Source organism: Pseudomonas sp. Pmew2 (assembly GCF_058129885.1).
In genome coordinates, this window is record NZ_CM176702.1 from 554168 (window position 1) to 578966 (window position 24799).

Annotated in this window: 22 protein-coding genes; 9 read left to right on the plus strand and 13 right to left on the minus strand. The window is 58.3% G+C overall.

Annotated features, from left to right (window positions below; genetic code table 11):
* The first annotated feature begins 2 nt into the window (after positions 1–2).
* The 3 genes from AC4ANK_RS02590 to AC4ANK_RS02600 all read left to right on the plus strand — a co-directional run bounded on the left by AC4ANK_RS02590 (position 3) and on the right by AC4ANK_RS02600 (position 2900).
* Positions 3–884 carry an ABC transporter ATP-binding protein gene (locus AC4ANK_RS02590; RefSeq protein WP_002551587.1) on the plus strand — a complete coding sequence of 294 codons (882 nt, stop codon included), beginning with the start codon at positions 3–5 and terminating at the stop codon, positions 882–884.
* Between the two features lie 91 nt (positions 885–975).
* Positions 976–1842: an ABC transporter permease gene (locus tag AC4ANK_RS02595; RefSeq protein WP_002551588.1), complete on the plus strand. Its 867-nt coding sequence runs from the start codon at positions 976–978 to the stop codon at positions 1840–1842.
* Between the two features lie 38 nt (positions 1843–1880).
* Positions 1881–2900 (plus strand): ABC transporter substrate-binding protein, encoded by a 1020-nt coding sequence (locus tag AC4ANK_RS02600; RefSeq protein ID WP_002551589.1) that lies wholly within the window; start codon positions 1881–1883, stop codon positions 2898–2900.
* 137 nt (positions 2901–3037) lie between these two features.
* Here AC4ANK_RS02600 and AC4ANK_RS02605 read toward each other — a convergent pair.
* Positions 3038–4413 (minus strand): IS3 family transposase gene (locus AC4ANK_RS02605; protein ID WP_095178871.1). Its coding sequence is split into 2 segments (ribosomal slippage): positions 3038–3942 and positions 3942–4413, totalling 1377 coding nucleotides; the frame shifts between segments, so codons are not numbered across the junction.
* A 436-nt stretch (positions 4414–4849) separates the two neighbouring features.
* Here AC4ANK_RS02605 and AC4ANK_RS02610 point away from each other — a divergent pair.
* The 6 genes from AC4ANK_RS02610 to AC4ANK_RS02635 all read left to right on the plus strand — a co-directional run bounded on the left by AC4ANK_RS02610 (position 4850) and on the right by AC4ANK_RS02635 (position 12732).
* On the plus strand, positions 4850–5053 hold the full coding sequence (locus AC4ANK_RS02610; RefSeq protein ID WP_002551590.1) for a DUF6124 family protein: 204 nt from the start codon (positions 4850–4852) through the stop codon (positions 5051–5053).
* 111 nt (positions 5054–5164) lie between these two features.
* Complete coding sequence (locus AC4ANK_RS02615) at positions 5165–6115, plus strand: RHS repeat-associated core domain-containing protein (RefSeq protein WP_002551591.1); 951 nt, start codon at positions 5165–5167, stop codon at positions 6113–6115.
* 70 nt (positions 6116–6185) lie between these two features.
* On the plus strand, positions 6186–7220 hold the full coding sequence (locus AC4ANK_RS02620; protein WP_002551592.1) for an RHS repeat-associated core domain-containing protein: 1035 nt from the start codon (positions 6186–6188) through the stop codon (positions 7218–7220).
* 210 nt (positions 7221–7430) lie between these two features.
* Positions 7431–8549 carry an efflux RND transporter periplasmic adaptor subunit gene (locus tag AC4ANK_RS02625; RefSeq protein ID WP_010205252.1) on the plus strand — a complete coding sequence of 373 codons (1119 nt, stop codon included), beginning with the start codon at positions 7431–7433 and terminating at the stop codon, positions 8547–8549.
* Positions 8546–9634 (plus strand): efflux RND transporter periplasmic adaptor subunit, encoded by a 1089-nt coding sequence (locus AC4ANK_RS02630; protein WP_002551594.1) that lies wholly within the window; start codon positions 8546–8548, stop codon positions 9632–9634. The genes AC4ANK_RS02625 and AC4ANK_RS02630 overlap by 4 nt, the downstream gene beginning before the upstream one ends.
* Complete coding sequence (locus tag AC4ANK_RS02635; RefSeq protein WP_031597316.1) at positions 9631–12732, plus strand: efflux RND transporter permease subunit; 3102 nt, start codon at positions 9631–9633, stop codon at positions 12730–12732. The genes AC4ANK_RS02630 and AC4ANK_RS02635 overlap by 4 nt, the downstream gene beginning before the upstream one ends.
* A 52-nt stretch (positions 12733–12784) precedes the next feature.
* Here the strand turns inward: AC4ANK_RS02635 and AC4ANK_RS02640 are convergent, their stop codons facing one another.
* From AC4ANK_RS02640 to tcyJ, 12 genes are all read right to left on the minus strand, one after another.
* A complete protein-coding gene (locus tag AC4ANK_RS02640) occupies positions 12785–13273 on the minus strand; it encodes a hypothetical protein (protein WP_031597315.1) in 489 nt (162 codons plus the stop codon).
* A gap of 130 nt (positions 13274–13403) precedes the next feature.
* The gene (locus AC4ANK_RS02645; protein WP_002551595.1) at positions 13404–14030 is read right to left on the minus strand and encodes a class I SAM-dependent methyltransferase; all 627 of its coding nucleotides are present in this window, start codon (positions 14028–14030) and stop codon (positions 13404–13406) included.
* 56 nt (positions 14031–14086) lie between these two features.
* Positions 14087–14731, minus strand: coding sequence for a methionine ABC transporter permease (locus AC4ANK_RS02650; protein ID WP_002551596.1), 645 nt, complete (start codon positions 14729–14731; stop codon positions 14087–14089).
* On the minus strand, positions 14721–15851 hold the full coding sequence (locus tag AC4ANK_RS02655) for a methionine ABC transporter ATP-binding protein (protein ID WP_002551597.1): 1131 nt from the start codon (positions 15849–15851) through the stop codon (positions 14721–14723). Before AC4ANK_RS02655 ends, AC4ANK_RS02650 begins: the two co-directional genes overlap by 11 nt.
* Positions 15848–16636, minus strand: a complete 789-nt coding sequence (locus AC4ANK_RS02660; protein ID WP_016982749.1) for a MetQ/NlpA family ABC transporter substrate-binding protein — start codon at positions 16634–16636, stop codon at positions 15848–15850. The genes AC4ANK_RS02655 and AC4ANK_RS02660 overlap by 4 nt, the downstream gene beginning before the upstream one ends.
* Positions 16637–16891: 255 nt before the next feature.
* Entirely contained in the window at positions 16892–18250 is a 1359-nt protein-coding gene (locus AC4ANK_RS02665) for an LLM class flavin-dependent oxidoreductase (protein WP_460384142.1), read from the minus strand.
* Positions 18250–19455 (minus strand): SfnB family sulfur acquisition oxidoreductase, encoded by a 1206-nt coding sequence (locus tag AC4ANK_RS02670; RefSeq protein WP_002551600.1) that lies wholly within the window; start codon positions 19453–19455, stop codon positions 18250–18252. Before AC4ANK_RS02670 ends, AC4ANK_RS02665 begins: the two co-directional genes overlap by 1 nt.
* 25 nt (positions 19456–19480) lie before the next feature.
* Positions 19481–20653, minus strand: coding sequence for an SfnB family sulfur acquisition oxidoreductase (locus AC4ANK_RS02675; protein ID WP_005730957.1), 1173 nt, complete (start codon positions 20651–20653; stop codon positions 19481–19483).
* Between the two features lie 533 nt (positions 20654–21186).
* On the minus strand, positions 21187–21915 hold the full coding sequence (locus AC4ANK_RS02680; RefSeq protein WP_460384144.1) for a hypothetical protein: 729 nt from the start codon (positions 21913–21915) through the stop codon (positions 21187–21189).
* A gap of 574 nt (positions 21916–22489) precedes the next feature.
* Positions 22490–23233, minus strand: coding sequence for an L-cystine ABC transporter ATP-binding protein TcyN (gene tcyN / locus AC4ANK_RS02685; RefSeq protein ID WP_031597312.1), 744 nt, complete (start codon positions 23231–23233; stop codon positions 22490–22492).
* A 3-nt stretch (positions 23234–23236) separates the two neighbouring features.
* Positions 23237–23905 (minus strand): cystine ABC transporter permease, encoded by a 669-nt coding sequence (gene tcyL / locus AC4ANK_RS02690; protein ID WP_002551604.1) that lies wholly within the window; start codon positions 23903–23905, stop codon positions 23237–23239.
* Complete coding sequence (gene tcyJ, locus AC4ANK_RS02695; RefSeq protein WP_002551605.1) at positions 23902–24699, minus strand: cystine ABC transporter substrate-binding protein; 798 nt, start codon at positions 24697–24699, stop codon at positions 23902–23904. The genes tcyL and tcyJ overlap by 4 nt, the downstream gene beginning before the upstream one ends.
* Between the last annotated feature and the right edge of the window lie 100 nt (positions 24700–24799).

Consider the following 24799-nt stretch of genomic DNA (forward strand, 5'->3'; position numbering starts at 1 on the left):
TCATGAATGCTGTCGCGCAAGGCCACACGGCCAGCACGAGCGCCCAACCGCAACCGACTGTTCAGCACATCACTGAAGCCTTGTTGCAAGTTCGCGGTGTAAGCCTTGAATACCGCACGCCAGAGCGCGTGGTGCGGGCGACGCATCAGGTCAGTTTCGAGGTCGACCCGGCCGATCGTTTTGTGCTGCTCGGCCCATCCGGTTGCGGCAAGTCCACATTGCTCAAAGCCGTAGCCGGGTTCATCCGGCCCAGCGAGGGCGAGATTCGTCTGGCAGGTCATCAGGTCACCGAACCTGGCCCGGACCGCATCGTGGTGTTTCAGGAATTCGACCAGTTACCGCCGTGGAAAACCGTGATCGAGAACGTCATGTTTCCGCTGCTGGCGTCACGCACCCTGAAGCGTCCCGAGGCGCTGGAGCGCGCTCGTTATTACTTGGAAAAAGTCGGCCTCAGCGCGTTTGCCGATGCCTATCCGCATACCTTGTCCGGTGGCATGAAAGCACGCGTGGCAATTGCCCGAGCCCTGGCCATGCAGCCGAAAATCCTCTTGATGGACGAGCCGTTCGCCGCGCTCGATGCACTGACCCGGCGCAAGATGCAGGAAGAACTGCTGGAGCTGTGGGACGAGGTGCGTTTCACGCTGCTGTTCGTTACCCATTCCATTGAAGAGGCGCTGGTGGTGGGCAACCGCATCCTGCTGCTGTCACCGCATCCCGGCCGCGTACGGGCGGAAATCAACAGCCATCAATACGACCTGAAAAGCCTGGGCGGCGTTGGCTTTCAGCAGACCGCGCAGCGTATTCATCGTTTGTTGTTCGATGAGGGCGAGGCCGGGCCAGTGGAGCAGGATCTGAATTTTCAGGACATCCGGATTGCTTACTAGGCGACTGCCTTGATCGTTCCCACGCTCCGCGTGGTAATGCCTTTCAGGACGCTCCGCGTCCTATCTACACGATTACCGGGAAACCCGAACCATGAGCCTCGCACCTCCCGCTCGCGAAGAATATGAAATCACGCTGGAGCCTTTCACTCAGGAAGACCTGGCCCGCGATCTGCCGCTGGCGCAGCGTATCTGGCAACTGAGCTGGGTGCGCAAATGCGTCATCATGATCGCTCTGGCGGTGATCTGGGAACTGGCTGCACGTTTGCAGAACAACGACCTGCTGTTGCCGAGCTTTCTGCAAACGGCGGCCGCCTTTTATGACGGGCTGATCTCCGGCGAGCTTCCAGGCAAGGTGTGGATTTCCCTGACCGTACTGATTCAGGGCTACCTGATCGGCATCGTGCTGGCGTTCGCCCTGACCACCCTGGCAGTGTCCACCCAACTGGGCCGCGACCTGCTCGGCACGCTGACTGCGATGTTCAATCCGCTGCCGGCCATTGCCCTGTTGCCGCTGGCGCTGCTGTGGTTCGGGCTGGGCCAGAACAGCCTGATCTTCGTGCTGGTGCATTCGGTACTGTGGGCGCTGGCGCTCAATACCTACGCAGGTTTTCTCGGCGTTTCGGAAACCCAGCGTATGGCCGGGCGCAACTATGGCCTCAAAGGCTTGCGCTTTGTCTGGCACATCCTGATTCCCGCTGCGCTGCCGTCGATCCTTGCCGGCTTGAAAATCGGCTGGGCTTTCGCCTGGCGCACGCTGATCGCCGCCGAGCTGGTGTTTGGTGCGTCGTCCGGCAAGGGCGGGTTGGGCTGGTACATCTTCCAGAATCGTAACGAGCTGTATACCGACAAGGTTTTTGCAGGTCTGGCGGCAGTCATTCTCATCGGCCTGCTGGTCGAGAACCTGCTGTTCGCCAATATCGAGCGCCTGACCGTCAAGCGCTGGGGCATGCAGCGTTGAAGCACCGTCTTTTTTAAAAAAATCAGGGTGAGAACCACATGACAACAACATTTCATCGTCCGGCGCTGACTGTATTGGCGGCGACACTTGGCCTGTTCGGTGCCCTGCTCAGCAGCGGCGTGCAGGCGGAAGGCAAGATCAGCATTGCTCAGCAATTCGGTATCGGCTACCTGATCCTCGACGTGGTGCGCGATCAGAAACTGATCGAGAAACATGGCAAGGAACAGGGGCTGGACATCAAGGTCGACTGGAACAGCATCTCCGGTGCCACGGCGATGAACGAAGCGCTGCTGGCCGGTGCGCTGGACGTGGTGTCGGCAGGTGTGCCACCGATGCTGACCGTCTGGGATCGCACCAAGGGCAAACAGAACGTCAAAGCCATTGCTTCGTTGGGTTCCATGCCCAACTACCTGCTGACCAACAATCCCAACGTGAAAACCATCAAGGACTTCACCGACAAGGACCGCATCGCTGTACCGGCTGCCGGTGTGGGCTTTCAGTCGCGTACTTTGCAGATCGAGACCGCCAAGGTATTCGGTAACGACAACTACAAGAAATTCGACAACATCTCGGTGAGCCTGGCGCACCCGGATGCCACCGCAGCGCTGCTGGCGGGCGGTTCGGAAATCAACTCGCACTTCTCCAGCCCGCCGTTCCAGTATCAGGCGCTGGAAAACCCCAACGTCCACAAAGTGCTCAGTTCCTATGACGTGCTGGGCGGTCAGGCGACGTTCAACGTGCTCTATACCACCGAGAAATTCCACGACGAAAACCCCAAAACCTACAAGGCGTTCTACGACGCGCTGGCCGAAGCCGAGAAGATCATCAAGGCCGACAAGCCCGCTGCCGCGCAGACCTACATCCGTGTCGAGCAATCGAAACTGCCGTTGCCGCTGGTAGAGAAAATCGTCGCTGACCCGGAAATCGACTTCACCGTCACCCCGCAGCGCACCTTCATCTACGCCGAAAAACTGCATGAACTGGGCGTACTTAAAAACAAGGCGGCGAGCTGGAAGGACTACTTCTTCGAAGAGGCGCCCGGCACAGAGGGCAGTTGATCGACGCGTTTTGAAGATGACGCGGAGCGTCATGAAGGGCATTCCCACGCGGAGCGTGAGGAACGATAGAAGATCTCCCGGGCGCCTATCGTTCCTCACGCTCTGGTATGCCCCCCGAAGGTTGGACAATTATCCACTTACGCTGCCTTGGCGGCCTGCATCCTGAATTCCACAGGACTCAGGCCGTTAAGCTTCAGTTTTATGCGTGAGTGATTGTAATACTCAATGTACTCTTCGATACCCGCTTGAAGCTCATCCAGATCGTTAAATTTGTTCAGGTAGAAAAATTCGGATTTCAGCGTGCTAAAAAAGCTCTCTATAGCCGCGTTGTCATAGCAGTTACCCTTGCGCGACATGCTGGCTGTGATCGAATTCTCATGGAGCAGTCGCTGGTAAATAGGCATCCGATATTGCCAGCCCTGGTCAGAATGCAAAATCGGCTTTTCATCCGGTCCAAGCCGCGTGAATGCTCCGTCAAGCATTTCGTCGACCATGGAGTACAGCGGGCGCCTGGCAATCGCATAGGAAATGATTTCGCCGTTGTACAAATCCATGATCGGCGACAGATAGAGTTTCTGGCCTCCTACTTTGAATTCGGTCACGTCGGTGGCCCATTTCTGGTTAAGGTATTGCGCTTTGAAATCACGCTTTAGCAGGTTAGGCGCGGCCTTACCTGTTTCGCCTTTGTAGAAACGGTATTTCTTCACGCGTATCAGGCTCTTCAGGCCTAGCTGCCCCATTAGTTTCTGCACCGTCTTGTGGTTCACAAGATGGCCCGCCCTGCGCAAGACTGCCGTGATGCGACGATAGCCATACCGGCCCTTATGCTCGTAGAACGTTGCCTGAATCAGGTCCTTCAGCCCTGCGTATTTGTCGTCTGCCAGCAGTACCTTTTGTTGATAGTAAAAAGTGCTGCGTGCCAGACCGGCAAACTTCAGCAGGCCGTCCAGAGAATGCAAAGGCCTCAGTTCTATTACGATTTGCGCTTTTTCTGCTGCGCTATTCGTTGCTTCTTCTGAACCAAGGCATCGAGCTTTTTTAGATAATCGACCTCCATCCGCAGTTGCTTCACCTCGGCAAGCAACTCGTCACGCGAACGCGATTCATCGTCGACTGGAGCGGAATTCACAGGGGGAAGGGTCGTCGTCATCTTTCTTGGGCGTCCAGCTTTCTCAGGGGGCTTTGAGGAGGCGTTAAGCGCACCTTCGTCAAAAAGGCGCTGCCATAGATTGATGATGCCGAACTGACGGATATCGAACAAGGCCGCTGTCTGGCGCAGTGATAATCGCTCATCATGCATGCGCTTCAAAACAGCTAGCTTGAACTCGTCACTGTAACGCTGCCGCTTTTTCTCTTTAAGAGCCGCTGGGCCGTGGATCTGATAAGCCGCGACCCACTGACGAAGACAGGAAAAGTCCACATCGTGGCGATGCGCAACATCCCTCAACCCTGCCTTGCCGGCACAATATTCTTTCACGGCTGCGAGTTTTGCCTGCACTGTATATTTACCCATGACGCCTCCAAAGGTTGCGTCCAACCTTCGGGGGTCATACCACTCCAGCGTGGGAATGCCATTCTGGACGCTCTGCGTCCTCTTCTGAACAAATCAGGTTACTTCCGCTCACGAAAAACCTGTCCTGCAGGACCTTTCCTTCAGTCTTTTCTCTTTCCTGCGTATGACCTTTCCTAGAAAATCCCGGGCCCTTGCGCCTGCCAAATCCGCACACTAGGCTGCGTCGGTCGCTGCGAGTCAGCGACCGGGTTTAGCAGCCTGTTTGTGGATTACAAGTGGCGCAAGTGCCGTTTATGGCGGCTTTGCGTGGGGCACCTTCGGGTGCGCCGGTTGCTTGCGCTTGTTCCACACCGGTCTGCTAACCCGCGTCAAAGTCGCCACCCTTGTTTGTTTAGCAGCAGGCATCTGGTGGTCTTGTCAGCTAAAGGAATAAGCGATGATCAACTCGACCCCGTCTCCACCGCTCCCCAACTCTCTCGAAGATTCCCTGATACAGGTCAGCGAAATACTGCGCTGTGCCTCTGCCACCGCTTCTGAAACCGGTGACAACCTCGAGGGCCTGAAACGTGATCTGGCGTTCTCGGTGGTGCATCTGATCAACATGGCCAAGGCCGAGCTGGAATGTGTTCAGAGCCACTGACAGCCCCTGACGCAACCTAGCAGTTCTACGAGTAGCCGCTGCGGTCCCCGCAATGCATTGTGTGCCTGAAGAGGCCTGCCTCGCCGATCAAGACCACTCCGGTTACTCACCATGCGCCAGCAAACTACCCTGTGCCGTTACCGCTACGACGCGCTTGACCGGCTTGCGGCTCGCACGCCTGTGGCAGGGACCATTGCCCGCTCGTTCTATCAGTCCGACACCCTGGTCAGCGAGATTCAGGGGGCAGAACAGGTTCGGTTCCTGCATCGCGACCGTCAGTTGCTGGCCACGCAGTCAGCGCTCGCTACGCTGTTGATCGGCTCGGACCAACAGCACAGCGTGCTCCACACCGTATCGGCCGGCTTGTCTGACCCTATCGCCTACACCCCCTACGGGCATCGGCAAGCGTTGAGCCAGCTGCCAGGCTTCAACGATGAGCGACCCGACCCATTGACCGGTCATTATCTGTTGGGCAATGGTTATCGCGCCTACAACCCCGTTCTGATGCGCTTCAACAGCCCGGACAGCCTGAGCCCGTTTGGCAAGGGCGGTATGAATGCCTATGCGTACTGCGCGGGTGATCCGGTTAATCGGTCTGATCCGACCGGGCATAAGATAGATGAGAGTCAGATACTTTCATTTGTGTGGGTAGGGCTCGGTTTGTTCGGTGCTTACCTGGGTGTAAAAGCGGCTGTTCCTGCGATAAAGGCTGTCGCCAAGGGCAATGCTCCGCTATCGACGAAACTGACAGCTTCCTCGGCACTCGGCCAGATCGCAGCGAGCACCGTGTTTACCGTAAGCCGTGTAATCAACGCGGTCGACCCTGACGGCCCTGCCAAGGATGTTTTGCTCGCGACTGCAATAGGCATGGTGATTCCAGTGCTGGCCGTTCGGACATTCAACCCGCGCATCAAGCGTTGGGAGGATGCAGGGGCAGATATAAAACTGCTCAATGATAGGCGTTCAAGTTTAAAAAGTGAGTTCGCTGATACCGCTAGCGCCATTCGAGAAACACGCCCTTGGGGTGATCCGGCAGACGAATTGAGTCGCATGATGTACTGATACGTTTATCTGTACATGATTTCTCCAGCCTGATTCACCTGAACGCTTACTCCATCATCAAGGATCGATCATGGCTCTCCTCTGCACGTACACCTACGACCCGCTGGACCGTGTCTCCACATTGAACCCGCTGGCTCAGGTCCTCTCCAGTCGGTTCTATAACGGCGAGCAACTGATGACAGAGTTGCAGGGCGACAGGCAACGAACCTGTATCCGCGCAGGCGGCCAGTTACTGGCGCAGCAGAGTCGCGAGGGCGAAGAGGTCGTGACGACGATGGTCGCCAGTGACCTGCACAACAGCGTTCTGCACGCGAGCGAAGACGGGAGGCAGGTTGATATCGCGTATACGCCGTTCGGGCATCGTCAAGCCGAGCAGGCTATTGCAGAACTACCCGGTTTCAACGGCGAGCAGCCTGACCTGGTAACCGGCCATTACCTGCTCGGCAATGGCTATCGCGCCTACAACCCGGTGCTGATGCGCTTTAACAGCCCGGACAGTTTTAGCCCGTTTGGTGACGGTGGGTTGAATGCGTATGCGTATGGGCTAAACAATCCGATCAAATACATAGACCCGACCGGGCATTTTTCGTCTTTTTTAAGTGGGTTTTTGGCGGCTGGGCTATTGCTCACTGGAGGTGGGTCAATTTATGTGTCTACGCACGTAAAAGAATCGAATCCAACGCTCAGTGGGGTGCTTATGGGCGTGGGCAGTGTGTTAGCTGTTGCGGGCGTTGGTTTTGCTCTGAGTTCAATTGTAAAGAAGGCTGCTGGAGTGGGGCGTTCAACCTCCAGGCTGGAGAGTTTCGGGCTTGCTAGACAGAACCAGCGTCCGGCAGGCAGAAATTCGCTAATATTTCCAAATCAACGCCCTCCGCAATCCAGTGCTGATTTACCGGCCGCATCCTTTGCATTACCACGACCACGGCTATTACCATCAAGCGTCGCGCCGGCACGGTCGGCTACTATTCGCAGAACGGGCTATCCTAAATACCGAAATATAAGAAGGCCTGTTTTTCAAAAGTATTTGTATGAAGTAGATAGGATGCCAACTATATCTGAACAGCCCTCGCATTCAATCCGTGGGGGGCATGAATCGGTGGTTTGATATATACACTATGTTCAAGTTCGGCAGAGACATTCAAGACAGTGTCTCTGCAGGAGTTTGAACTGACCACATTCAAAAGAAAGCTGCTGCGGGCCTCTCCCGCGCAACCTCTGCCCAGTTAATGAACCCTCCCTCTCGCGCACAGTCGCATAGTCACGCTATTCTCTCGCCCTATCGCGCCCACATCCGGCAGCCGCACAAGGAGTCTGCATGCCCGTTCTTCCTTCTAGACTGGTTACATTCGGTCTCGCTGCTGCCTTGGCGATGTTAACGGGGTGTGGCGAGGAAAAACCGGCGGCGCCCGAACTGCCCAGGGTTTATGTGCAAACGGTAAAAAGTGCCGACTTCGCCGCCAGTGTCGCCCTGACCGGTGATGTTCAGGCGCGGGTGCAGACCCGGCTTTCATTCCGGGTCAATGGCAAGATCATTCAGCGTAATGTCGATGTCGGCGACCGGGTCACTGCCCGGCAGGTGCTGGCCCGGCTTGATCCGAAGGATTTGCAGATCAATGTCGATTCGGCCGCAGCCTCTGTGGCCGCCGAGCAGGCCCGCGTGAATCAGGCCCGCGCCGCTTTTGTCCGGCAACAAAAGCTGTTGCCCAAAGGCTATACCAGCCGTAGTGAATATGACTCGGCCCAGGCCGCCTTGCGCGGCAGCGAAAGCTCGTTGAAGGCTGCGCAAGCGCAACTGGCCAATGCCCGTGAACAATTGGGGTATACCGCACTGGTCGCGGATGCGCCGGGTGTGATCACCGCGCGTCAGGCTGAAGTCGGGCAGGTGGTGCAGGCCACGATGCCGATTTTCGATCTGGCACGCGACGGTGATCGGGATGCGGTGTTCAATGTCTACGAGTCCCTGTTCGTTCAGCCGCCGACCAATCAGCCTGTGCAGGTCACGCTGCTCGACAACCCGGACATCAAGGTCAGCGGCAAAGTACGCGAAGTGACCCCGGCAGTCTCGGCGCAAACCGGCACTTTACAGGTCAAGATCGCGCTCGATCCGCTGCCTGAAGGCATGGACCTGGGCTCGGTAGTCAGCGTGGCGCTGAGCGCACCGGCCAATGCCAGTGTCGAGCTGCCTTGGGCGGCGCTGACCAAGGACCTTGGCGAGCAGTTGGGCAAGCCTGCCGTGTGGGTGGTGGACGAGCAGGGCAAAGTCAATTTGCGCAGGGTCACAGTCACCCGTTACCTGACCGCCAAAGTCATCATCGGCGACGGGCTTAAAAGTGGGGAGAAAGTCGTGGTGGCAGGCGGACAGTTGTTACACCCGGACATGCAGGTCGAGATTGCCGAACAGCCCAAACAGCAGAGCGCGCAGGTGCAGCCATGAAGCGTCTGTCGTCATGCCTGTTGTTGGGCGGCCTTCTGTCCAGTGGCTTTCTGTTGAGTGGCTGCGGCAAGGACGAGGCCCCTCCGGAGCCGGTGCGTCCTGTCGTATTCGTCGAAGCCAGGCCTGAGTCAAATCAGGATTTCGGGCGTTTTGCCGGCAATATTCAGGCGCGTTATCAGAGCGTGTTGGGTTTTCGTGTGGCGGGACGTATTGCCCGGCGCAACGTCGACGTAGGCGCTGAAGTGAAGAAAGGCGATTTGCTCGCCACCCTTGATCCGACCGATCAGCAGAATACAGTGCGTGCCCGGCAGGGCGACCTGGCCAATGTGCAGGCGCAGTTGATCAACGCTCAGGCCAATGCTCGCCGCCAGCAGGAACTGTTTGATCGCGGTGTGGGTGCCCAGGCGCAACTGGACATCGCCCTGACTGATCTGAAGACCGCCCGCTCGTCGCAGGAGCAGGCTAAAGCCGCTGCACAACAGGCCCGCGATCAATTGAGCTACAGCGAGCTGCGCAGTGATCACGATGCTGTGGTCACCGAATGGAAAGTTGAAGCCGGTCAGGTTGTTACGGCCGGGCAGGAAGTCGTGACCCTGGCGCGGCCGGACATCAAGGAAGCGGTGATCGACCTCCCTGACACACTGGCCGACCAGCTGCCGTCCGACGTGGTATTCACGGTCGCCAGTCAGCTGAACCCGGAAGTGAACACCACCGCCACCATTCGTGAAATCGAACCTCAGGCCGACCGTACCACACGTACCCGCCGTGCACGTCTGACGCTGGCGCAAACGCCAGCGGCCTTCCGGCTGGGCACGGCCATCAGCGTGACGCTCAGCTCGACCATCACGCCGCGCATGCGTTTGCCGATCAATGCCTTGCAGCAGGCCGATGGCAAAAGCCAGATATGGATCGTCGACCCGCAAAACCAGACGGTCAACCCGAGGGCTGTGAACATTATCAGCCGTGACAGCAACAGTTTCGTGCTGGCCGACGGCGTCAAGGCAGGTGAAAAAGTGGTAAGCGCGGGCGTCAACAGCCTCAAGCCGGGCCAGAAAGTCAAAGTCGATGAGGAAAGCCCGCGATGAAAGGGAATTTCAATTTATCCGAGTGGGCCATCAAGCATCAGTCGTTCGTCTGGTACCTGATGTTTGTCGCGCTGCTGATGGGCGTGTTTTCCTACATGAAGCTTGGGCGCGAGGAAGACCCGTCCTTCACCATCAAGACCATGATTATCCAGACCCGCTGGCCGGGCGCGACGGTGGATGAGACCCTCAAGCAGGTCACCGACCGCATCGAGAAGAAGCTCGAAGAACTGGACTCGCTGGACTACGTGAAGAGCTACACACGACCGGGCGAGTCCACGGTCTTCGTGTACCTGCGTGACACCACCAGTGCCAAGGCGATACCGGAAATCTGGTATCAGGTGCGCAAGAAAGTCGATGACATCCGTGGCCAGTTCCCGCAGGGGCTGCAAGGCCCGTCGTTCAACGACGAGTTTGGCGATGTGTACGGCTCGATCTATGCGTTTACCGCAGACGGTTTCTCGATGCGTCAGTTGCGTGACTACGTCGAGAAGGTCCGCGCCGACATCCGCGACGTGCCCGGGCTGGGCAAGGTCGAGATGATCGGTCAGCAGGACGAGGTGGTGTACCTGAACTTCTCGACACGCAAGCTCGCAGCATTGGGCATCGACCAGAGCCAGGTGGTGCAAAGCCTGCAATCGCAGAACGCGGTGACGCCTGCCGGGGTGATAGAAGCCGGGCCGGAGCGGATCTCGGTGCGTACCTCCGGCCAGTTCGCTTCCGAGAAGGATCTGGCTGCAGTCAATCTGCGCATCAATGACCGTTTTTATCGTCTGAGCGACATTGCTGACATAACCCGTGGCTACACCGATCCGCCAAAGCCGCTGTTCCGCTTCGATGGCAAACCGGCGATCGGCCTGGCCATTGCGATGCAGAAGGGCGGCAATATCCAGTCGTTCGGCAAGGCGCTGCACGAACGTATGGACGCTACAACAGCGGAGCTGCCAGTCGGCATTGGCGTGCACAAGGTGTCGGATCAGGCCGAGGTGGTCAACAAGGCTGTGGGCGGCTTCACCAGCGCGTTGTTCGAGGCAGTGATTATCGTGCTGTTGGTCAGCTTCGTCAGCCTCGGGTTTCGCGCAGGGTTGGTGGTCGCGTGTTCGATTCCGCTGGTGTTGGCGATGGTGTTCGTGTTCATGGAATACAGCGGCATCACCATGCAACGGATTTCCCTCGGCGCGCTGATCATCGCCCTCGGCCTGCTGGTGGACGACGCTATGATTACCGTGGAAATGATGGTCACACGTTTGGAAATGGGTGAATCCAAGGAGCAGGCCGCGACTTACGCCTATACCTCGACAGCGTTCCCGATGCTCACCGGTACGCTGGTGACCGTGGCCGGCTTTGTGCCGATCGGCCTGAACAACAGCTCTGCGGGGGAATACACATTCACGCTGTTTGCCGTGATAGCCGTGGCGATGCTGGTGTCGTGGCTGGTCGCCGTTCTGTTCGCACCGGTGATCGGCGTGCACATTCTGAGCGCCAACATCAAACCGAAATCCGAAGAGCCGGGCCGCATCGGCCGGGCATTCAACGGCAGCATGCTCTGGGCCATGCGCCATCGCTGGCTGGCGATTGCCATCACGGTAGGGTTGTTCGCCGCGTCGCTGTTCTCCATGCAGTTCGTGCAGAACCAGTTCTTCCCGTCTTCGGACCGCCCGGAAATTCTGGTCGACCTGAACCTGCCGCAGAACGCCTCGATCAACGAAACGCGCAAGGTGGTGGATCGTTTTGAAGCGAGCCTCAAGGACGATCCGGACATCGAGCGCTGGAGCACCTACATCGGCCAGGGCGCGTTGCGTTTTTACCTGCCACTCGATCAGCAACTGGAAAACCCGTTCTACGCCCAGCTGGTGATTGTCAGCAAAGGCCTGGAGGAGCGGAGCGCGTTGACTGCCCGTCTGCAAAAACGCTTGCGTGATGACTTCGTCGGCATCGGTTCGTATGTGCAGGCGCTGGAGATGGGCCCTCCGGTGGGTCGTCCGTTGCAGTATCGCGTCAGCGGCGAGAACATCGACAAGGTGCGCCAGCACGCCATCGAGCTGGCCAAACTGCTCGATCACAACTCACATGTGGGCGAAGTGATCTACGACTGGAATGAGCCGGGCAAGGTGCTGCGCATCGATATCAATCAGGACAAGGCCCGGCAGTTGGGCCTGTCGTCGGAAGACGTCGCCAAGCTGATGAACAGCGTGGTCAGCGGTTCAACCGTGACCCAGGTGCGTGATGATATCTATCTGATCAATGTGATCGGACGTGCTGAAGACGCAGAACGCGGCACGCCGGAAACCCTGCAGAACCTGCAAATCGTGACCCAGACTGGAACATCCATTCCGCTGCTGGCGTTCGCCACCGTTGGTTACGAGCTGGAGCAGCCGTTGGTCTGGCGCCGCGATCGCATGCCGACCATCACCGTCAAGGGCGCGGTACGGGATGCGATTCAGCCAACCGATCTGGTCAAACAGCTGCAACCTGAAATCGACAAGTTCGCCGCTGGTCTGCCGGTCGGCTACAAGGTTGCAACGGGCGGCACGGTCGAAGAAAGCAGCAAGGCGCAGGGGCCGATTGCCAGCGTTGCGCCGCTGATGCTGTTCCTCATGGCGACGTTCCTGATGATTCAGTTGCACAGCATTCAGAAGATGTTTCTGGTGGCCAGTGTCGCGCCTCTGGGGCTAATCGGTGTGGTGCTGGCGCTGATCCCGACGGGGACGCCACTGGGGTTCGTGGCGATTCTCGGGGTGCTGGCGCTGATCGGCATCATCATCCGCAACTCGGTGATTCTGGTGACCCAGATCGATGCCTATGAGCGCAGTGGGTATCTGCCTTGGGACGCTGTGGTCGAAGCCACCGAGCATCGCCGTCGTCCGATTTTGCTGACCGCGGCCGCGGCGAGCCTGGGCATGATCCCCATTGCGCGGGAAGTGTTCTGGGGCCCGATGGCCTACGCCATGATCGGTGGCATCATCATCGCCACGTTGCTGACCCTGCTATTCCTGCCTGCGTTGTACGTGGCCTGGTACCGCATCAAGGAACCAACCGACGAACAGCGTCGCGAAGCGACTGACAAGGGTGACGATGAGCACGCGCAGCCAGCGCATTGAGGTCGGCGTGCCCTGCCGCCTGTAACGCGGGGCAGGGCTGACGACCCGGCAATCAGTCGGTCTCGCCTGCGTCTTTGACGTCGATCGTGGACAGGCTGAGGTTGGCGAACCGTACCGGGCCGAACGGCGAGGCCTTTGTCAGGCCTGAAGGCGAAAAGCTGGAGGTCTCCGCCGGGGCAGATATATTCAAGAAGCATTTCCTGAGCTGCACCTGGAAATCGAAGTCGCCAGAATAATGCACCCATTCCTGAGTTGCGAAGTTTACGACCTGCGTCAGATTAATCTCATCCTTAATGTTGTAGCCACCCACGACCACGACGAAGAACACGTCGTCTACATCCTCTGCGTTAAGAACGTCGAACTCGAGATGCAGACGCTGGGCGGGCAGTTCAATAATAGACTGGCTTACGGTCACTCCCGTATTCAGCTTGATGCTTTGACCTTCGCCTTTGGGCTTGAAGTCTGGCTCAAAGCCCACTGGGGCTGTCCAGTGAGTAAGATTGTCGCTGAAATCGCCATTTTCCAGATATTCGTTCGCCATGATCAGTTCCTTTGATCGATTCGGATGGATGCAAGCCGCCTGTTTAAGTGGCTGAATCTATCCTAAGACGCACAGGTTGCTGAACGATACTGTCAGAAGTACCAGCACACGAACTGCACAGCGCCGCACATCACTGACGCCGCCAGACACTTGCCAGCCAAGGCTGCTGCTCTCTCGGCAGCCCGGCGGGGCGGTAGTAGTGTTCCAGCTCGCTAAACCCGGCTTCGGTCAGCAGTTCGCGCCATGTTTCGAGGTCGTGGTACGCGCCGTAATGCTCGCCGTTCCAGCCTTCCTGATTCTCACCACGCGGGTTGGAGCTGAACAGCACGCCGCCCGGTTTGAGCGTGGCATACAGTTCGCGCAGCACGCGTGGCAGTTCCTGTCTGGGGATGTGGAACAGCACTGCGTTGGCGAAGAGGCCATCGAAGCGGCCTTGCGGCAGGTCGAGTTCGAGGAAGTTCTGCTGTAGCACTTCGCAACCGGTCTCGGCGCGTGCCATTTCGGCGAAACGTTCTGAGCCGTCTAGCCCGACCGCCACATGGCCCATCGCTGTGAACGTCTTCAAATCACGCCCCGGCCCGCAGCCGAAGTCGAGAATCTGCAACGGTGCCGGGCCTTCGATATGCCGCAACAGGGCATCGATATTCTGGCTGACGTCGTGGTCGCGTGTGCCTTCGCGAAATTCGTCGGCCACGCTGTTGTAATGGCTGACGGTGGTCGAGGTAATCTGCGCAAGCATCTGAGGGTCGAGTTTCATCAGGGGCGGTCCGGTAAAGGAAGACCGCCAATATACCCTCGCTGCGTTGCGGCTGCTCAGCGCCTGTCGAAGCTGCGCGCCAGCCGGTCACCGCCCAGTTGCACCAGCGCTACGACCGCCACCAGCAAGACGATCACGGTCAGCATCACCTGCGTATCGAAGCGCTGATAGCCGTAGCGATAGGCAATGTCGCCCAGCCCGCCTGCGCCGATGGCACCGGCCATGGCTGATGAGTTGATCATCGTCACCAGCGTGATGGTAAAGCCGCCGACGATGCCGGGGCGCGCTTCTGGCAGCAATACGTGCCAGATGATGTGCCAGCGCCGACAGCCCATCGCTTGCGCCGCTTCGACCAGGCCGTGATCGACCTCGCGCAGGCTCACTTCGGCGATCCGTGCAAAGAACGGCGTGGCAGCAATGGTCAGTGGCACAACGGCTGCCCAGACACCATACGTGGTGCCGACGATCATCCGCGTGAACGGGATCAGCGCGACCATCAGAATCAGGAAGGGAATAGAGCGAAACAGGTTCACGAAGGCACCCAGCACGCGGTTGATCCCCGGTGCCTCATAGATGCCGCCTTTGGAACTGGTGACCAGAATCACCGCCAGCGGGATGCCCAGCAGCAGTGCGATCAATGACGACACACCGACCATCAGAAACGTGTCGAGGGTGCCTTGCAGCAAACGATCAACCCACATAACCCAATACCTCCGCGCGTGGCGCCAGTTGACGGGCGCGTGCCAGCAACTCGTCGCGTGTATGCACTGAGCCGGCGACCGACAGAATCAAGTGGCCGATGGCCCGCTCCTGAATGCGCTCGACCCCGCCCTGCAGCAATTGCACCTTGCCGCCCAGCGCGGCAAACAGCGCGGCCAGATCAGGCCCCTGGTCACTGGCACCGGTAAAATGCACATCCAGTAACAGGGCTGCATCAGGCCGTTGCGGCTGATCGCTCAGACGCTCGGCCCACTCCTTCGGCAGCCCGGTTTGCAGCGGTGCCAGCAGGGTTTTGCTGACGTCGTGCTGCGGGTCGCCGAACACTTGCCAGACCGGCCCCTGCTCGACGACTCGGCCTTGATCCAGCACCACAACGCGGTGGCAGATATCACGAATAACCGCCATTTCATGGGTGATCAGCACGATGGTCAGGCCCAGGCGCTGATTGATTTCGCGCAACAGGCCCAAGATCGACTGAGTGGTTTCCGGGTCCAGTGCTGAAGTGGCCTCGTCGCACAACAGGATTGCGGGATCATGCACCAGTGCGCGGGCAATGCCGACGCGCTGTTTCTGCCCGCCGGACAGTTGCGCGGGGTATGCGTTGTGTTTGTCCTGCAAACCCACCAGTTCCAGCAACTGCGCGACCTTGCGCGCGCGTTGCTCCTTGGGCACGCCTGCGACCTTGAGCGGCAGCTCGACGTTCTGCCAGACGGTCTTGGCCGACATCAGGTTGAAGTGCTGGAAGATCATGCCAATGCGTCGGCGCAGCTCCACCAGTTTGTCTTCGTCGAACTCGCCGATGTCCACCTGATCGATCAGCACCCGGCCGCTGCTGGGTTGTTCCAGGCGATTGATGGTGCGGATCAGCGAGGACTTGCCTGCGCCGCTGCGGCCGATAATGCCGAAGATCTCGCCGCGCTGGACAGCCAGGTCGATATTGCCCAGCGCTTCAACGGGGCCTTGCTTGCCGTGATAGGTCTTGCCCAGGTTGATGAACCGCACATGGGCGCGATTCAGCTCCGGGTGCAGCTCGGCCTGTTGCGCCAGTGTGCTTGCGATCGGGGTATCGAGTGGCAGTTGGCGTTGCGCGGTTGCGGTCATTCTTTCCATCCCGCCTGGTAAAGCTTGCCGTTGACCTTGTCGAGCGAAGCGCGGACGACGGGCGAGTGCTGGTAGATATCGACGAATTTCGCCAGACGCGGATCATCTTTATGATCAGGTTTGATCACGAACTGAATGACGTATTCCGGGTGGTCCAGGCCATCGAACAGGATGGCCGAGTCGGCGGGAAAGGTTTTGGCCAGACGGATATAGGCAGGGTAGCCCTGCACCAGATCCGCGTCATCGTAGGCGCGCACCAGCTGCACGGCTTCAACCTGAATGATCTTGAGCTTTTTCGGGTTGGCGGTGATGTCTTCCTCGGTCGCCTTGTAGCCGACGCCTTGCCTGAGGGTGATCAGCCCGGCCTTGGCCAGCAGTTGCAGGCCGCGTCCACTGTTGATCGGGTCATTGGCGATGGCCACGGTTGCGCCAGTCGGCAGCTCATCGAAGCTTTTGTACTTTTTCGAGTACAGACCCACGTTGTTGATGATTCCCGGCGCGTAGGGCACCAGGCCGAAACCGGCGGCTTCATTGGCGTTGGTCAGGAAAGGGATGTGCTGGAAGTAGTTCACGTCGATATCGCCTGCGGCGAGGGTGACGTTGGGGGCGATCCAGTCGGTGAATTCGACCAGCTCGACTTTCAGGCCCTGCTTGCCAGCTTCTTCGACAGCGGCTTCAAGCGGTATGGCGAAGGCTGCCGTGGTGCCGACTTTCAAGGGCTTGTCGTCAGCGTAAGCGGTCAGGGTCAACAGCCCGAGGGCCAGTGCAGCGAGGGTTTTGCTCATGGTGCGGTCCTTTAAGAAATTATTGCTCCTGCGTTCTGCACAAAGTCCTGAGACTCCTTGAATATGGAGCTTTGTGGGAGCGGACTTGTCCGCGAAGACGGTATCTCAGTAGATGCATTTTCAGAGAATATACCGGCCCTTTCGCGGACAAGTCCGCTCCCACGGCCTTCGGCCAGAATCAAGAGCAGACTTATGTATAACGCCGAGCATTCTGCGTGGTAATGCCGTTCTGGACGCTCTGCGTCCGTTTGATAATCAAATACGCCGGTGTGCCGCTCCCGCGTGCCGTTCCGGCAATCGATCCGTGCCTTCCGGAAACAGCTTTCTGCGCAAGGTGCCGTCTTCGTAAGCGGTCTTGTAGGACCCGCGGCGTTGCAACTCCGGGATCACCAGATCGATGAAGTCCTCATAACTCTCTGGCGTGACGATGCGGGTCAGGTTGAAACCATCCAGGCCGGTTTCTGCAATCCACGATTCCAGCTCATCAGCGACCTGTTCAGGCGAGCCGACCAGGGTGATATAACGGCCGCCCAGCGCGTGCTGATCGAGTAGTTTCTGGCGGGTCCAGTCGTTGTTTTTCAGGTTTCTGGTCGCGGACTGAATGGCGTTGCTCTTCACGTATTGAATGGGTTCGTCCAGTTCGTATTCGGCAAAATCGATACCGGTCGACGCCGCAAAGTGCGCCACGCCTGCTTCGGCGCTGGCATGGTGGCGGTACTCGGCGTGTTTCTCCCGAGCCAGCGCCTCGGTCGCGGCGACAATGACGTTAAGGCCCATGAACACCTTGATGTCCTCCGGGTTGCGCCCGGCCTTCACTGCGCTGGCGCGCACCTTGTTTACCTGCTCGCGGGTCGCGGTCTTGTTCTGGCCGCTTATGAACACGCATTCTGCGTTTTGCCCGGCAAATTGCAGGCCGCGCTCCGAACTGCCGGCCTGAAACAGCACTGGCGTGCGTTGCGGTGACGGCTCGCACAGGTGGTAGCCCTCGACCTGATAGAACTCGCCCTGGTGCCGTACCTTGTGCACCTTGCCCGGCTGGGCATAGACGCGCTGCTCGCGGTCATTGATGACGGCATCGTCTTCCCAACTGCCTTCCCAGAGTTTGTAGAGCACCTCCAGGTATTCATCGGCCTGATCGTAACGGCGGTCGTGCTCGTTCTGCTCGGTGAGACCCATGGCGCGCGCCGCGCTGTCGAGGTAGCCGGTCACGATGTTCCAGCCCACCCGGCCACGGCTCAGATGATCGAGTGTCGACATGCGCCTGGCGAACAGATAGGGCGCGTCGTAGGTCAGGTTGGCCGTCAGGCCAAAGCCCAGGTGTCTGGTCACGCCAGCCATTGCCGAAACCAGCAGCAGCGGGTCGTTGACCGGTAACTGGATGGCTTCCTTGAGGGTGACGTCCACCGAGTTTTGATAGACGTCGTACACGCCCACGATGTCGGCGATGAACAAACCGTCAAACAGACCACGTTCCAGCAGTTTCGCCAGCTCGGTCCAGTATTCCAGGCTGTTGAATTGCGTTGAGGTATCACGCGGATGCGTCCACAGACCATGATTGATATGGCCGATGCAGTTCATGTTGAACGCGTTGAGGAGGATCTTTTTACGCGCCATCAGATCGTCCCCCGCAACGGAGGGTTGGTGTCGTTGAGGTAGTAATTGCCGATGGCGTGAAACTTCCAGCGCACCGGATCGTGCAGCGTATGAACGCGCGCATTGCGCCAGTGGCGATCCAGGCCGTGTTCAGCCAGTGTCGATTGACTGCCAGCCAGTTCGAACAACGTGCTGCCGGCCGCCAGGGAAATCTCTGTGCTGATGGCGCGGGCTTCGGCAACGGCTATCGAGGCGGCGGCCACGGTTTTGGCATTGCTGTCTGCCTGGGCAACGTCGAGAAACTCCCCGGCGCGCTCGAGCAGTGCTTCGGCAGCGTGCAGGCGAATACCGAGTTTGCCGAAGCTGTGCAGCGTCAGCGGGTCGTCCACGGCCTTTTCGATACCCGAGTCGATCCACGGCCGGGTGCGCGTCTGCACGAAGGTCAGGGCGTCCTCAAAGGCTGCGCGGGCGATGCCGGTGTCGATCGCGGCATGAAGAATCTGCGCCAGCGGCCCGACTGTAGTGGGGCGCTGGAAAGCGCTCTGGAACGGTACGACGTCGTTGGCGCGGACGTACACGTTGTCGAACAGCACCGAGCCGCTGCCCGTGGTGCGCTGCCCGAAACCGCTCCAGTCGTCGATGACGGTCAGGCCCTCGCTGTCATGCGCGACGAAAACCAGTTGCTGCACACCCTCGTCGTCGATCACCGAGGTGGGAATACGTTGCGCGTACAGCGCGCCGGTCGCGTAGAACTTGCGGCCATTGATGCGATAACCGTCGCCGTCACGGGTCAGGCGAGTGGTGCGGTCATGTGCCGTTTTGGTTCCCAGTTCGGCCAGCGCGTTGCCGAACCGCACGCCAGCCAGCGCCTCGGCATACAGTTGCGCCTGTTGCTGCGGGTTGCCGTTCACGCGCAACACTTCGAGGGCATAGAAATGGTTTTGCGGAATCTGGCCCAGCGAGCCATCGGCTTCGGAAATCAGCTGTATCACCTTGGCCAGCGTAACGTTTGAAACACCCGCGCCGCCAAAGGCCTTCGGGACACTGATGCCCCACAGACCGGACTGACTGAACAGGTCGAGTTCGGCATGAGGCAAACGACGCTCGCGGTCGCGTTGTGCGCTGTCGGTCTTGAAGTGCAGGGCCAGTTCGCGGGCTGTTTGCAGGGCCTGAGCGTCACTGGTAATCAGCGCTGCGTTGTCGCGCGCCTGAAGGTTGGAACTCATCAAAGGTGTTCTCCAGTGGTCTGGTTCAGATCCAGGAATGGCGAGCAGGCAGGGTGCCGTTCAAATGCCAGGTGCCGACTGCGTGGTATTTCCAGCGCACCGGGTCGTGGAGGGTATGGACGCGTGCGTTACGCCAGTGGCGGTCGAGATTGAACTCGGCCAGGGTCGCGCGGCTGCCCGCCAGTTCGAACAGCTTTTCGCTGGCCAACAAGGAGATTTCGGTGGTCATTACCTTGGCACGCGCCACGGCAATGGAAGCGCGCGCTGCCGAGTGCTCGTCTATGGGCGCAGCGTTGATTTCGTCGAGTTCCTGACCCGCCTTGCGCAGTAAGGCTTCGGCGGCGTGTAGCTCAAGTTTTAGCTTGCCGATGTCGGCAATCACGTAGAGGTCGTCGCTGGCGCGCTCGACGTTGGCGTCGATCCACGGACGGGATTTCTCGCGAACGAACGCAATCGCATCATCAATTGCACTGCGAGCAATGCCCGCGTCTATCGCGGCCTGGATCAACTGCGATACCGCACCCTGAATATTGGGCGTCAGGGCCAGACGCCAGTTGTCGACCACCTGCCCGGCGTCGACCGCAACGTTGTCGAGCAGCACGGTGCCGCTTGCGGTGGTGCGCTGGCCAAAGCCCGACCAGTCATCGACGATGCGCAGCCCCGGTGTGCCGCGTTTGACGAAGGCCATGATCTGCCGGCCCTGATCATCCAGCGCCTTGACCGCGACCCAATGCGCAAACAACGCGCCGGTGGAATAGAATTTTTGTCCGGTGATGGTCAGGCGCTCGCCATTGGCGGTGATCCGTGCCTTGAGTTCCAGCGTGTTTTTGGTGCCACGCTCCGGCCCGGCGTTGCCGATGCGCCAGCCGTCCAGCACGCTCTGAAACAGTGTTTTTTTCTGCTGTTCGGTGGCGCTGCCCTGCAGCAGGTGCAGGATGCCAAACTGATTTTGCGGAATTTGTCCCAATGCGGGGTCGGCAGCAGAAATAATCCTGAACACCTCGGCCACCGTGACGAACGATACTTGCGGCCCGCCGTACGCGCGCGGGATGGATATGCTGCCCAATCCGCTACGGGTGAATTGTTCGATTTCAGCCCACGGCAAAGCGCGTTGCCGGTCGCGGTTTGCAGCGTTGATCCTGGCTGCCGCTGCCAGTTCATGAGCGGCTGCAATGGCCTCGGCGTCGTTTTGCAACACCTTGGCCGCAAGCAGTCGGGGAGCTACGTCAGGCTCTTGTGAAGCCTCGACGTGGTGGGCTGCTACCGCCGCCGGATCAGACTCGCGTCGCTCACCGTCAGTAGGTACAGCCCTGGGTTTATCCACAGGGGTAGTTGTGAAAGGGACCATCGGAACCTCGTAGCAGTAGACCGCATCAAGTGCGGCTGGAAAACATCACGATGTCCGGTGGTCCGGTATATATACCCTAAGCGTGTATAAAATTTTTTAAAACGTGCTTTTTGGAATAAGCATAGACAGTAATTGTCAGTCGTCTGCGTCCGTTCAGCGCCTCAACCGACGTCACCCGAGGTGCCAGACCGAGGTGCAGAATCAAATGCGAAATGAACACCGCTGACGCCTGCGCGATTTCGCCGTTTATTGCATGCGCGGCATAGGTTTAAAAAGTAGCGGACATAAGTTGCCAATGTTTATTTTATGGATGACTGCTATCACCGTGCCGGCTATTTTGCAGGTGATTTTTTCAGGAGCCTCGATTATTCGATTCGTCGTATTCAATCAGTTGAATGGCCCAGTGGCTGAACCCGTATTACCCGTGGCGGAGCCCAGAGCGAGTTGTTACCCACTCGGTCTATAACACAGTAAGTCACTTCCAGTTGTTGTTCCTCTCCGCCTTCCAGTATCAGCGCGGGCGGCACGACCAGATCGACAGGCTCACCGACGTCTTCGGCAACAAGCGGCGGCAGGTCCATACGCAAATCGCCCCAGCGCACAGTGATCTCGTCGTGAACAGCCATGTTCAGGTACGGCTCGATGGTCATCGGTAAACCGCCTTCCAGGTGCCTGCGCGACAGTCCTCGACGTATTACCGATGGCACAACATACAGCGGTGCCAGCCCCTGGTTTTCTTCCGTGTTGGTGCTGACCAATTGCCCACCTGGTGCGTTCAGCTTCACCCACAGCTTGTGGCAGGGCGAGGTTATGGGCAAACCGCCTATTTTCATGACCCGGTAGTAAGTTCTTGCTTTGCCGTTCTGTAGAAAGCTTTCCGGCACGCGTAGGACAACGGGTTTGCCGACGTCGGATGCCTTCAATATTTTTGACGCGACGTAACAGCCGTCCCAGAACAGTTCGATCAGGTCTCCCTCGTCCATGCTGTCATAGGGGGCCACATGAACAAGCAGTTGAGAGACACCTCTCACGCCTATGCCATGTCGGCTGGCCAGCGGTATGGACGGGGCGGACAGGTCCAGAGGGGTCGGTTTGCAAATTATTTGGCTCATGTACGGGTGCTCCTGATAATCAATAGTTCAAGTAACGATTCGTCATAAATTGTCATGTTGAAGTAATAAGAGGTGCGCTTGAGGCGGTGGGATAAGTACCTTAAATATCCAACTTATGGCAAGCATTACAAATGGTATGAAAAGAGGGCTTGAAACTTTAGTGTCTCACTAGCTGAGTGATGTGTATGAGCTAATGGGCTTTGCAGGCACTTGTCAATATGTGGGTGGCGTTTGCTAGTGTTTTACTTGAAAACCGGAGACTTCCTACACGGTTTATTTGGAACTGTTTACTTCGCGATAAACAACCGTCCTACCACAAAGTACCAATAGCAACAGGCAGTAACCGACGGAGGAGGGCTCAGAAGAGGGTGTTCGGCAAGGGACGTGTGTCTCAGGCCAGCCGACTACGAATCAGGTATGAGAGCTGACGTAGGCCGATTTTATTATTTCGATGATTTTTCGGAAAATTACGCGGGAATTGAGCAAGGATCTTGAACGATTAACGCCTTCTGAAATGTAAGAAAAAAGCAGCGCCGTTGATGGACGCTGCTTTTTTGGGGACCTACCGGCATGATCAGTGACGAGTGCGCTCAAGAAACTGCCGTGTGCGCTCTTCCTTAGGGTCGGCGAACAGTGCTTTGGCTTCGCCTTGCTCCACGATCACCCCCTTGTCGATGAAGATCACCCGGTTGGCGACCTCCCGTGCAAAGCTCATCTCGTGGGTGACGATCACCATCGTGCGCTTTTCTTCGGCCAGGGCGCGAATAGTGGTCAGCACCTCGCCAACCAGTTCCGGGTCCAGTGCCGAGGTTGGCTCGTCGAACAGAATCACTTGCGGCTCCATCGCCAGCGCCCGTGCAATCGCCACGCGCTGCTGCTGCCCGCCCGAGAGACGACGCGGGTAGGCGTCTTCCTTGCCGGTCAGACCGACCTTGGCGAGCAGTTTCCTGCCCAGCGCCTCGGCGGCTTCCCGCGCGACCTTCTTGACCACTACCGGGCCTTCAATGACGTTTTCCAGCGCTGTGCGATGCGGAAACAGATTGAAGTTCTGAAACACGAACCCTACCTGCTGGCGCAACTGGCGAACCAACCCCTGTTGCTGGTTCATGGAACGTGTTCCATCGATCTCGATGTCACCCATCTTGATCCTGCCGCTATCCGGCGTCTCCAGCAGGTTCAGGCAGCGCAGCAGGGTGGTCTTGCCCGAGCCACTGGGACCGATGATGGCGACGACTTCCCCGGCTTCGATACGCAGATCGATGCCCTTGAGCACCTGATTGCCCTTGAATTTCTTGGTGAGTTTTTCAACGACTATCATGCGTCAGGTCTCCAGATCATGCCGGTTGACCCTGGCTTCCAGCTTGTTTTGCAGGTGCGAGAGCGCCGTGGCAAGGATCCAGTAGATCAGTGCGGCGGCCAGGTACATGGTGAAAATTTCAAAGGTGCGTGCGGTGATCAACTGCGCCTGGCGAAACAGCTCCGGCACCTGAATGGTGGCGGCCAGCGCGGTGTCCTTGACCAGCGAAATGAAGCTGTTGCCCAGCGGCGGCAAGGCCGTGCGTGCTGCTTGCGGCAGTATGGCCCGGCGCATGGTCTGCCAGCGGGTCATGCCGATGCTTGCGGCAGCCTCCCACTGACCGCGTTCCACGGAGCTGATGGCCGCACGCAGAATTTCACAAGCATAAGCGGCCATGTTCAACGAAAAGCCGATCAGTGCCGCGCTCAGGGGTTCAAGCTGGATACCCAGTTCCGGCAGGCCGTAATAAATCACGAACAGCTGAACCAGCAAGGGCGTACCGCGAAAGAACGACACGTAGATGCGTGCAATCCAGTTCACCAGTTTGAGGCGCGACAGGCGCATCAATGCCAGGCCGAAGCCCAGCAGCAACCCGAAAAACATCCCGCCCAGGCTGAGGAAGACGGTGTAATACGCGCCCTTGAGCAGAAAGGGCGCGGAGTCCAGCGCGAGCTGAAGGCTCTCTTCGATCATTTGGTGACGTCAGCGTTGAAGTATTTCTTCGACAGTTTTTCCAGGGTGCCGTCGGCGCGCAGTTTGTCGATCGCCTTGTCGATAGCTGCCTGTAACTCGGGTTCGCCTTTGCGCAGGGCAATGCCGGACTCCTGACGGGAAAACGCGTCACCTGCGGGCACCAGTTTGTTTTTGGTCTTGGTGGCCATTTCCAGAGCTGCCAGACGGTCAACGAGAATCGCGTCGATACGGCCTACACTCAGGTCCTGGATTTTGCTCGGGTCATCGTCATAGGTTTTGACGATTGCGCCCGGGACGTTTTCCTTCAACCATTGTTCGTAGTTGGTGCCCAGCCCCACGCCAACCTTCTTGCCGGTCAGGTCCTTGGCTGTCTTGATGGTGTCTGCGTTCTTCTTCAGAACCAGCGCCTGAATGCCGGATACGGTGTAGGGCTCAGAGAAATCGTACTTCTTCTTGCGCTCCTCGGAGATGGTCACCTGATTGATCACCACATCCAGACGCTTGGAATCCAGAGCGGCCAGAATGCCGTCCCATTTCGATGGCTGGATCTTGGCTTTCACGCCCAGTTCCTTGGCCAGCGCTTCGGAAAACTCGACTTCGAAGCCGGTGAGCTTGCCGTTTTCATCGACGAAGCTGAACGGCGGGTAAGTGCCTTCAAGGCCCACATTAAGCGTGCCGCTATCCTTGATTTTCTGCAGTTGCTCGCCAGCCATGGCTTGCCCGGCGATACCGGTACCGAGCATCAAGCTCAGTGCCGAGAAAAGAAACGTGCGACGAATAGCGGAAATGTTCATGCGAGCCCCTTGTTGGTATGGAAGTGTCTGGCCTTTTTCTGACCCGACTCAAGCAACTTCGTGCTGATTATTCAGCTTTTTTCAGGCAGTTACGTCAGGT

Excerpts from the sequence above, each read along its gene's own strand:
- AC4ANK_RS02590 (WP_002551587.1), top strand. The coding sequence starts at position 3 with ATGAATGCTGTCGCGCAAGGCCACACGGCCAGCACGAGCGCCCAACCG.
- AC4ANK_RS02595 (WP_002551588.1), top strand. The coding sequence starts at position 976 with ATGAGCCTCGCACCTCCCGCTCGCGAAGAATATGAAATCACGCTGGAG.
- AC4ANK_RS02600 (WP_002551589.1), top strand. The coding sequence starts at position 1,881 with ATGACAACAACATTTCATCGTCCGGCGCTGACTGTATTGGCGGCGACA.
- AC4ANK_RS02610 (WP_002551590.1), top strand. The coding sequence starts at position 4,850 with ATGATCAACTCGACCCCGTCTCCACCGCTCCCCAACTCTCTCGAAGAT.
- AC4ANK_RS02615 (WP_002551591.1), top strand. The coding sequence starts at position 5,165 with ATGCGCCAGCAAACTACCCTGTGCCGTTACCGCTACGACGCGCTTGAC.
- AC4ANK_RS02620 (WP_002551592.1), top strand. The coding sequence starts at position 6,186 with ATGGCTCTCCTCTGCACGTACACCTACGACCCGCTGGACCGTGTCTCC.
- AC4ANK_RS02625 (WP_010205252.1), top strand. The coding sequence starts at position 7,431 with ATGCCCGTTCTTCCTTCTAGACTGGTTACATTCGGTCTCGCTGCTGCC.
- AC4ANK_RS02630 (WP_002551594.1), top strand. The coding sequence starts at position 8,546 with ATGAAGCGTCTGTCGTCATGCCTGTTGTTGGGCGGCCTTCTGTCCAGT.
- AC4ANK_RS02635 (WP_031597316.1), top strand. The coding sequence starts at position 9,631 with ATGAAAGGGAATTTCAATTTATCCGAGTGGGCCATCAAGCATCAGTCG.
- AC4ANK_RS02640 (WP_031597315.1), bottom strand. The coding sequence starts at position 13,273 with ATGGCGAACGAATATCTGGAAAATGGCGATTTCAGCGACAATCTTACT.
- AC4ANK_RS02645 (WP_002551595.1), bottom strand. The coding sequence starts at position 14,030 with ATGAAACTCGACCCTCAGATGCTTGCGCAGATTACCTCGACCACCGTC.
- AC4ANK_RS02650 (WP_002551596.1), bottom strand. The coding sequence starts at position 14,731 with ATGTGGGTTGATCGTTTGCTGCAAGGCACCCTCGACACGTTTCTGATG.
- AC4ANK_RS02655 (WP_002551597.1), bottom strand. The coding sequence starts at position 15,851 with ATGACCGCAACCGCGCAACGCCAACTGCCACTCGATACCCCGATCGCA.
- AC4ANK_RS02660 (WP_016982749.1), bottom strand. The coding sequence starts at position 16,636 with ATGAGCAAAACCCTCGCTGCACTGGCCCTCGGGCTGTTGACCCTGACC.
- AC4ANK_RS02665 (WP_460384142.1), bottom strand. The coding sequence starts at position 18,250 with ATGGCGCGTAAAAAGATCCTCCTCAACGCGTTCAACATGAACTGCATC.
- AC4ANK_RS02670 (WP_002551600.1), bottom strand. The coding sequence starts at position 19,455 with ATGAGTTCCAACCTTCAGGCGCGCGACAACGCAGCGCTGATTACCAGT.
- AC4ANK_RS02680 (WP_460384144.1), bottom strand. The coding sequence starts at position 21,915 with ATGAGCCAAATAATTTGCAAACCGACCCCTCTGGACCTGTCCGCCCCG.
- tcyN (WP_031597312.1), bottom strand. The coding sequence starts at position 23,233 with ATGATAGTCGTTGAAAAACTCACCAAGAAATTCAAGGGCAATCAGGTG.
- tcyL (WP_002551604.1), bottom strand. The coding sequence starts at position 23,905 with ATGATCGAAGAGAGCCTTCAGCTCGCGCTGGACTCCGCGCCCTTTCTG.
- tcyJ (WP_002551605.1), bottom strand. The coding sequence starts at position 24,699 with ATGAACATTTCCGCTATTCGTCGCACGTTTCTTTTCTCGGCACTGAGC.